At 72.7% G+C, this 6635-nt stretch carries 6 protein-coding genes; 4 read left to right on the forward strand and 2 right to left on the reverse strand.

What is annotated here, in order from left to right:
• Nucleotides 1-176 precede the first annotated feature (176 nt).
• Nucleotides 177-1037, forward strand: a complete 861-nt coding sequence (locus ACFRCG_RS48075) for a class I SAM-dependent methyltransferase (RefSeq protein WP_380043016.1) — start codon at nucleotides 177-179, stop codon at nucleotides 1035-1037.
• A gap of 275 nt (nucleotides 1038-1312) precedes the next feature.
• Nucleotides 1313-1645, forward strand: coding sequence for an Lsr2 family protein (locus ACFRCG_RS48080; RefSeq protein WP_380043017.1), 333 nt, complete (start codon nucleotides 1313-1315; stop codon nucleotides 1643-1645).
• A 117-nt stretch (nucleotides 1646-1762) separates the two neighbouring features.
• Here ACFRCG_RS48080 and ACFRCG_RS48085 read toward each other — a convergent pair whose 3' ends face one another.
• Nucleotides 1763-3292 (reverse strand): FAD-binding oxidoreductase, encoded by a 1530-nt coding sequence (locus ACFRCG_RS48085; protein WP_380043018.1) that lies wholly within the window; start codon nucleotides 3290-3292, stop codon nucleotides 1763-1765.
• Nucleotides 3293-3429: 137 nt separating this feature from the next.
• Nucleotides 3430-3960: a hypothetical protein gene (locus ACFRCG_RS48090; protein ID WP_380043019.1), complete on the reverse strand. Its 531-nt coding sequence runs from the start codon at nucleotides 3958-3960 to the stop codon at nucleotides 3430-3432.
• A gap of 399 nt (nucleotides 3961-4359) precedes the next feature.
• Here ACFRCG_RS48090 and ACFRCG_RS48095 point away from each other — a divergent pair, with 399 nt between their 5' ends.
• Together ACFRCG_RS48095 and ACFRCG_RS48100 are read left to right on the forward strand one after the other, a co-directional pair.
• Nucleotides 4360-4941, forward strand: coding sequence for a sigma-70 family RNA polymerase sigma factor (locus ACFRCG_RS48095; RefSeq protein WP_126635027.1), 582 nt, complete (start codon nucleotides 4360-4362; stop codon nucleotides 4939-4941).
• 91 nt (nucleotides 4942-5032) lie between these two features.
• The gene (locus tag ACFRCG_RS48100) at nucleotides 5033-6586 is read left to right on the forward strand and encodes a hypothetical protein (protein WP_380043020.1); all 1554 of its coding nucleotides are present in this window, start codon (nucleotides 5033-5035) and stop codon (nucleotides 6584-6586) included.
• Nucleotides 6587-6635 lie beyond the last annotated feature (49 nt).

Below are 6635 nucleotides of genomic sequence, written 5' to 3' on the forward strand. Positions count from 1 at the left end.
GGGGGGGGGGGGGGGGGGGGGGGCGCGGGGGGGGGGGGGGCGGGGGGCCCACCGCGCCCCCGGCCCCCCGCCGCATCCGCTTCGTGCCTTGCGTGTGCGGCAACCCGTCCCGGCATCGCCTTGCGCATCCGGCAACCCGTCGGGTCGGCGGCGCGCGATCCGCCTAGCGTGACGGCATGACCCACCCCGCACATCACGGCGCGCACACCGCGCACAAGCACGAACACGCCGAGGCCGACCTCACGCAGACCCTGGACCTGGACGCGGAAGTCCTCGCCGAGCACATCGAGGCCGTCATCGCGTCGCTGCCCCCGGGGACCGATCCCCGTCACATCGTTGACCTGGGCTGCGGAACCGGCGCCGGTACGCTCGCCCTGCTCCGGCGCTTCCCGAACTCCCGGGTGACGGCCGTCGACTCCGCCCCCGCCCACCTGGATCGCCTGCGGGACCGGGCGGTCGCCGACGGCCTGGACGGGCGTCTGCGCATCGTGCGGGCCGACCTGGACACCCCGACCCTGCCCGACCTCGGCCGACCGGAGCTGGTCTGGGCGTCCGCCTCGATGCACCACATGAGCGACCCGGGCCGAACCCTGCGCCAAGTCCGCGAACTGCTGTCCCCGGGCGGCCTGTTCGTCATGATCGAACTGGCCGCCTTCCCCCGCTTCCTCCCCCCTGCGGCCCCGGCGGACAGCCCCGGCCTCGAAGACCGCTGCCACGCCGCGATCGACCGGCAACACACGGCGATGGCCTCCCACCGGGATGCGGACTGGGCCGCCGAACTCACCGCGGCCGGCTTCGCCATCGAATCCGAACGCACCCGAACGCTGCACGTCCCCGCCTCGCGGAACCCGGCGGTGACCCGCTACGCCCACACCACCTTCACCGGCCTCCGCACCAGGATCGGCCGGCTCCTGACCCCCGAGGACCGCACCGCCCTGGACCGCCTCCTCGACCCCGAGTCCCCGCAAAGCCTCGTCAACCGCGAGGACCTGGCCCTGCGAACCCGACGCACCACCTGGACCACCCGCGCCGGCTGATCCGGCGCCGGCGACCCCGATCCCTCGCCGCTTCCGGAGCAATGCCAAAAGTACGGACGCCGGTACTTCGTCCCGACGACAATAGCGACGCGTGGAAATGCGATGCTTCTCTTCGATGCGCGATCGGGATAAAGATCGGATGGTATCCAAAGCCGTTTCCGCCGCCCGACAATTCCGAAGCGAACCGAATCACCTGATCTCCCGACCGCCGGGCAGGCGACGTGGACCCCCTTTCCGTTACGATCAGCCCGCTCCCAGGAAGGGGATTCTCACCAATGGCTCAGCGCGTAGTCACGCTCTACACGGATGACATCACCGGCAACGAGGGTGAAGACATCGCAACGCATACCTTCGGCTTGGACGGCGTCACCTACGAGATCGACCTCGGCCAGGACACCTACCAGCAACTGCTGGACGCCCTCGGCCCGTACTTCCACGCCGGCCGCAAGACCGGCACGTCGCGCCGCACCGCCGTCAAGGCCCACAAGGTCGGCGACGGCCCGGACCCGGTGAAGGTCAGGGAGTGGGCCAAGGCACAGGGCATCGAAATCAACGCCCGCGGCCGGGTACCCGGTGACATCGTGGCGAAGTACCAGGCGGCTCACTGACCCGAACGCGGGCACCGAGGCGCGGGGCGAGCCCGGTGCGGAGGCGCACGGAGGCGCCGCGGAGCGTCCCGGGCCTCCGCACCTCGTCGGCCGCCGCCTCCGGGCGATCGGCGGCGGTCAGGCGTTGGCGACCGATCGGGGGAAGGTGAAGACGCCCGTGGGGTCGTAGTGGTGGGCCACCGACTTCAGGCGTGGGAGGTTGCCGGCGTAGTAGGCGGTGCCCCAGTCCGGGAGGGTCGCGTCGATGTAGTTGACGTAGGCGCCCGTCGCGCCCAGTGCGGCCAGGCCGTCGCGGACCGCGTCGACCGCCTCGGTGGCCGCCGCCTGACCGGCCGGCGTGGTGTTCGCGTAGATCTGGGCGGTGGCCAGGGCCTTGCGGTGCGGGAAGGCGGTCGCGTCGGGGGCGAGTTCGGCGACGGCGCCGCCCATCGAGTCCAGGAGCAGGTCCAGCCCGACGCGGCCGGCCATCAGGCCCACCACCGCCTGGCCGTCCAGCGCGGCGGTCAGTACGCGGGAGACGGCGACGAAGGCCTCGCGGGTCAGTCGTCCGCCCTCGAACGTCGGGTGACACTGGGCGATGGTGTCGGTCGAACAGCCGGCCATGTACTTCATCGCGTCCAGGTAGTTCTTCGCCTGCACGCCGCGCGTTCCGGGCCGCGTTCCGACGGCGGCGATCAGCGTGTCCAGGAGCGGGTTCAGCGCGTCGGGTGTGCCGACGTAGCAGCCGCCCACCCGACACGTCGGCGGCGTGCCGCCGGAGATCACGCAGTTCGACCACAACTCCGGTCGCGCGTCCGCGATCCACCCCTGCCAGGCCCCGACCACCGAGGGCGTCGCGCCGGCCGGGAAACGCAGCGAGAACACGGTGAGCGGGGGCGCCGGCTCCGTGCGGAACGTGAACCGCGTGACGACGCCGAAGTTGCCGCCGCCGCCACCCCGCAGCGCCCAGTACAGATCCGGCTCGGCGCACTCGGACACGGTGAGCACGCGCGAGTCGGCGGTGACCACCTCGGCCGCGACCAGCCGGTCGCAGGTGAGACCGTACTTGCGGGTCAGCACCCCGATCCCGCCGCCCAGGGTCAGTCCGCCGATCCCCACCGTCGGACACGAGCCGCCCGGCAGCAGCCGGCCCGCCTGCGCCAGTCCGGCGTAGACCTCGATCAGCCGGGCACCCGCGCCGACGTCCACCGTGCCGTCGTCGTGCACCTCGATCCGCGCCATCGGCCGCAGGTCCATCACCAGCCCGTCGTCGGGCACGCTGTATCCGAGGTAGCTGTGCCCCCCGCTGCGCGCGGCGATCGGCACGCCGTGGCCTCGGGCCGCGTCCAGGCAGCTCTGTACGTCCGTCGCCGACGTGCAGCGGGCCACCGCCGCCGGCAGCTGCCCGTCGTACAGCTCGTTGAAGCCGAGCCGGGCCACGTCGTATCCCTGGTCCGCGGGCAGCAGCAACCGACCGTCCAACCGCGCCTTCAACGCCGACCAGTCCGGCGGCCCGGCCGTCGGCATCCGCGCCCCGGCGTGCGTGCGCGCCCGGGACGCGGGCCGGCTCACGGCGCCGCGCACCGATCCGTCGGCCGTCGACCCCGTGAGTGCGAACGCACCGCCGACCCCCAGAGCGGTCAGGAATGCCCGTCGATCGATCGTCATGTACCCACATCTCCCGGCGACCCGTGCGCACCGCGTGCCGGCGACGCATACCCTGAGTTATCGCAAGCTTTACCCCCTGATCGGTCGAAGGCACGCCGGGCTGCGCCCATCGGTCGATACGAGGGGGTCCACCCGGCTCAGTCCACCCCGCCGATCACAGCCCTGCCCTCGGCCGCGGCGGCGGCGAAGAACGGTCCCAGGTCCTCCAGTTCGTGCTCCTCGCGCTCCTCGCCCCAGCGGGCCGCCCCGCCGTCGCGGGCCCAGCCTTCGGCGACCAGGCCCTCGGCCACCCGACGGACCTCGTCCGGGGCGAGGACGAAGGCGGGCCCGTAGCAGAACTCGTACTCCTCGACCTCGTCGCACTCGTGCCCGGTCGCCCGGGCCAACCAGGGGAAGACCGCCTCCCAGTCGGCCGTGTCCTGCTCGGCCCGCGCCCGGCTCTCCGCGACCGCGGCCACCAGGCGGTAGTCGACCCCGAAGGAGTCCGCGCGCGAACGAAACTCGCCGGGGAGCACCGCGGCCTGGTCCGGATCGGGTCGGTCGGACGGGTCGATTCGGTCGGGTTCGTCGGCCGGGTCGAAGAAGAGCGTCTCGATCAGTTCGGGCCGCTCCCGGATCGCCGCCGGCACCGCCGGTTCGACCTTCGCGAGCATCAACCACATGGACATGGGCTCTCGGCTTCCTCTGCTTGCGCGCGGTCGGCCCGATGGCCGTCCGGTCCAGGTGGGGAACGTATAGGCGGCCACGGACACCTCACCCCTCCGCCCGGGTTTTTCGGCTCGAGGGGATGCAACCCGCGAACGGCGGAGCGCGTGTGCGGAGGGAAACCTCGGTTCGGAGGTGTGGATGAACACGGTTGTGTCGCGGTCGCCGGAGAGAGGGAGGGTTCCGGATGGCAGGACTCGAGATCGGCGCTCGCCAACGGCCCTGCCGGGGCCCGTACTCGGGTTTTCGGCGGCGGCCTGCGAATCCTCAAATTCAGCGCAGATCCAACAACCTTGTAACACGCCGTGGTTAGTGTTCGCGGTTCGAGCCGACACACATCCGGGAAGCGAGGGTCCGGGCCAGTGACGTCTTTTTGTACCCGAGGCCGTGACACCGGCGGCCAGGCCTGCTCGACACCCGACGGCGAGCCGGCGGACCTCGCGGAACCCGCGGACCTGGCGGAACGCGTCTATCGGCAATACTCCACTCCGTTGTTGTCGTTCTGCCTCAAGCTCACCGGCGGGGACCGGCCGTGGGCCGAGGACGTGGTCCAGGAGACCATGTTGCGCGCGTGGCGGCACGCGGGCACGATCGCCGACGACACGTCCAACCTGATGCCGTGGCTGGCGACGGTGGCGCGCCGAATCGTGATGGACGACCGCCGCGCGCGCCGCTCCCGGCCCCAGGAGTGCAGTCCGGAACCCCTGGAGTACGTTTTGGCCGACGACCAGTGGGAGCCCCTGCTCTGGAAGATGGCCGTCGCCGACGCACTGCCCTCGCTCACCGCCGCGCATCGCGAGATCATCGCCGAGACGGTGTTGAGCGATCGTGATCTCAAGCAGGCCGCCGAACTGCTCGGCATACCGGTGGGAACGGCGAAGTCCCGTACCTACTACGCGATCCGCGCTCTGCGCCAGGCCCTGGAGGAGCGCGGCGGCGGATGAGCACCCGAAATTCCATACAGTGTCGCGCGGACCACGCGGCAGCACGGTCGGGTGCTGTCGTGGATGCCCGATGTGGGGAGCTACCCGGCAGATGAGGAACACCGATCCGCTCGACTTCTTCGCGAACCACCGCGAAACGATCCTCCGTTGGGGCGGCATCTCCGCCGCCGCGCTCGTGGTCTTCCTGATCCTCCGGTTCTTCGCGATGCGAATGGGCGGATGGAAGGCGGCGGCGCGGCGATTGTGGCGGGAAATCGCGCTGACCGCCCACGCGTTCGGCGGCCCGGTGCGGGCCTGGCTGCGGTATCGGCGCTCGGTACGGGTGTTGGTGCGGGGCCTGGGCGCGGCGACCACCTGGCGGGACGCGGAACGTGCGCTGGTGGCCGCGAAGTTCGCCGCGGCGCCCGCTCAGCCGTATGCCGCCGTCGTCGGTGAGGACACCGTGACGGTGCTGTTCGCCGCCGCCGGGATGCCCGCGCCTCGGGGCGTCTGGCGGGCGGTACCCGACGACCCGCGGTCCTGGACGGCCGTTCGGGCGGAGTTGCCGTCGGTCACGCCGGACGCGGAAGGGACCAGGCCGGTCGTCGTCGCCCTGGGCGAGCGGGACCGCGAGTGTGTGTTCGTCGACCTCGTGGTCGGTCCGGCGATGGTGTGCGTACAGGGCGAACCGCGTTCGGGGCCGGCCCTGTTCCAGGCGGTCGCGGCCCAGTTGGACGCCAGGCTGCCGACCGGGCAGGTCGTGGTCGCCGGCGGAGTGCACCGCGACGTGGCCGGACAGCCGGTGCGGGAGGCGTACCGGACCGCTCGCGGCAGGCCGCCCCGGCTGGGGCTGCCCACGTTCCTGGTGACCCCGGAGCTGCCGGATCCGCTGCCGCCCGAGCTGACCGAACCGCCCGGCGACGAACTCCCGTTGCGGCTGCTGCTCGGCGGGCCGGGGCGCGGACACATCCGGACGCTGCTCACCGATCGACACGGTCGGGTCGGTATGCCCGGCACGCCGCTGGTGGTGGTGTGCCATTCCCTCGGCGCAGCGCTGGCCCGGGTACTGCCGAGCATTCCGCCGGTGCTGCCACCGGTACCCGCGCCGGTGGCCCGCTCCGGAGTGGACCACGCCGCGTGGTTCGCCGAGGAGGAGGTCGGGGCCGGCACCGCCACCGCCGAGCCGCGGGCGGCGGGGCCGGTGGCCGTCAGGGAACCGGCCGAATCCGTGGCCGCGGCCGTCTCCGCACGATCCTCGACCGCCGAGCCGGCCCCGGCCCGCCCCGCACCCGAATCGACCGCGACGGGCACCCCCCGCGCCCCGGTCGCGGGCACCCCCACCGGCTCACCCGCCGTCTCGGCCCGCCGAGAGGCGACTGCCCGCCGGGAGCCGGCCGGCGCCCCGGGCCGGCCCCCCATCACCGAACCGCCGAACGGCCGCGATCCCTTCCCGATCATCGAGCCCACCCACAGACCCGACCCATCTCCCCCGGCCGAACCCACCCACGGGCCAGACCCTTCTCGCCCGGCCGAACCCACCCACGAGCCAGACGCACGTCCCCCCGCCGAACCAACCCCCGACCGGCCCGATCCGCCCACCGACACACCCACCGACCGAACCCCCGATCCCGCCCCCGAGCCGTTCCCCCCCGGCTCCGGGGCCTGAGGGCCTGTCCCGCGGAACCTCGGCGAGGCCGCGCCGTCCGGTACCGGAC

This window comes from Embleya sp. NPDC056575 (assembly GCF_042793325.1).
In the GTDB taxonomy this organism is placed as follows: Bacteria; Actinomycetota; Actinomycetes; order Streptomycetales; family Streptomycetaceae; genus Embleya.

Coding starts and splice junctions, on each gene's coding strand:
- ACFRCG_RS48075 (WP_380043016.1), top strand. CDS start 177: ATGACCCACCCCGCACATCACGGCGCGCACACCGCGCACAAGCACGAA.
- ACFRCG_RS48080 (WP_380043017.1), top strand. CDS start 1,313: ATGGCTCAGCGCGTAGTCACGCTCTACACGGATGACATCACCGGCAAC.
- ACFRCG_RS48085 (WP_380043018.1), bottom strand. CDS start 3,292: ATGACGATCGATCGACGGGCATTCCTGACCGCTCTGGGGGTCGGCGGT.
- ACFRCG_RS48090 (WP_380043019.1), bottom strand. CDS start 3,960: ATGTCCATGTGGTTGATGCTCGCGAAGGTCGAACCGGCGGTGCCGGCG.
- ACFRCG_RS48100 (WP_380043020.1), top strand. CDS start 5,033: ATGAGGAACACCGATCCGCTCGACTTCTTCGCGAACCACCGCGAAACG.